The following is a 1,482-nucleotide window of genomic DNA, read 5'->3' on the forward strand; positions in this document are numbered from 1 at the left end:
GCGACCGACAAGGCGGACGGCGATAAGAGTCTTGCTTCTTCGGGCATGGTTACGATCACGGACAAGGTGTGCTACACGAACTTGAAGCCAGGCAAGGAATACACCCTGGCAGGCACGTTGATGGACAAAGCCACAGGCGAACCGCTGATGGTCGAAGGCAAACCCGTCACCGCCTCCAAGACGTTCACCCCAGACCAAGCTGACGGGTGCGAAAACGTTGATTTCACCATCGACGCCTCCATGCTGGTCGGCAAGACCACCGTCGTGTTCGAACGCCTCGAACGCGACGGACAGACCATCGCTGTCCACACTGACATCAACGACGAAGGCCAGACTGTTAAGGGTGGGGATGAGGATCGTGGTTCGTCGTCTCGTGGCTTGGCTAAGACTGGTGCGCAGATTGCTGGTGTTGGTGGTCTTGCGAGCCTGGCTCTTGTCGGGGGCGGTGTAACGCTGGCGTTGAAGCGTCGTCGCGTCGCCTGAACCGTTTTCTTTGAGCTCTCGCCCTCATGCGCCTCTGTTCCTCCAAGGGTGGGCGTGTAAGGGTGAGGCCCTCTCACCTTTAATTTCAAGTGTGTAGCAGGCGTCGGCAGGCTACGCAGGTGGTGCTAGGGCATGAGGATGGGGGCGAGCAAACGAATTGCTCGCCCCCATTCGAGTACCTAGCACTCGATACATCGCTTAGCTACAAGCGATAGAAAGGCGATACCAGTGATATCGCAAACACCAGCTTATATCAATACACAAGATGCAATGAAGCGTCAAACGGCAACGTTTGTCGACATGCTTCAGTCTGTCAAGATTGGTGATTTAACGCCCTTAGAGCGCTCTCAAGCGGTCGAAGGGATCTGGCGCGATACGTGCGCGCATATTGATGAGGTCTGTGAGGCAAAACAAGCGCGTGGTCATCTAAGTCGCGAGACGGCTATTGAAGCGCGTGCGACATACAGGCGACTGCTCCTTATCGCGCTCAATCAGGCACTGAATATCGCTTTGCCTGGGAGTCGGTTTAATCCAATGCCTCAAGGCTCTTAAACGACTTGAGCGTGCCTGTATCCCCTCTTACTTTCTTTTTCTCGTTTAACGATGTGGAACGGAACTATCCTGCCATGAGTATTAAAGCTATGACGTGGGTCTGGGAACTCCAAGAACTCACGCAATCTGAAACACTCGTCATGCTCTCCCTGGCTGACGCTGCCAGAGACGATGGTGTCTGCTGGCCATCCCAGGCGGTCATAGCAAAAAAGTCGCGTATGAGCGTGCGTAATATCCGTCGAGTTATTAGTCGTCTGACGGATTCGGGCTGTTGGTCAGCCCGCTTGCTGTTAGGGGGCGTGTTGTGAGTGTTGAAGCGATTGAGTGGGCGTTTGGTTTAACCGACGGTATTGATGTGCTCGAAAAGCTGGTCTTGTTGTCTTTGGCTGATGATGCTGGTGAGGACGGCTGGGTGTTGTTGCGCTCGCTTGAGCGTCCAGCTCGCCG

The 1,482-nt window shown here is 54.7% G+C and carries 3 protein-coding genes; all 3 read left to right on the top strand.

What is annotated here, in order from left to right; all coding sequences use genetic code 11:
- Nucleotides 1-483: VaFE repeat-containing surface-anchored protein (locus AC5RE1_RS03800; protein WP_493938370.1), on the top strand; the 483-nt coding region annotated here is incomplete at its 5' end.
- Nucleotides 484-711: 228 nt separating this feature from the next.
- Nucleotides 712-1,035: a hypothetical protein gene (locus tag AC5RE1_RS03805; protein ID WP_285084259.1), complete on the top strand. Its 324-nt coding sequence runs from the start codon at nt 712-714 to the stop codon at nt 1,033-1,035.
- A gap of 74 nt (nt 1,036-1,109) precedes the next feature.
- Nucleotides 1,110-1,343 carry a helix-turn-helix domain-containing protein gene (locus AC5RE1_RS03810; protein WP_285022692.1) on the top strand — a complete coding sequence of 78 codons (234 nt, stop codon included), beginning with the start codon at nt 1,110-1,112 and terminating at the stop codon, nt 1,341-1,343.
- Nucleotides 1,344-1,482: the final 139 nt, after the last annotated feature.

It is taken from the genome of Actinotignum sp. usb-actsch-rep-73 (assembly GCF_059082735.1).

Coding starts and splice junctions, on each gene's coding strand:
- AC5RE1_RS03810 (WP_285022692.1), top strand. CDS start 1,110: ATGAGTATTAAAGCTATGACGTGGGTCTGGGAACTCCAAGAACTCACG.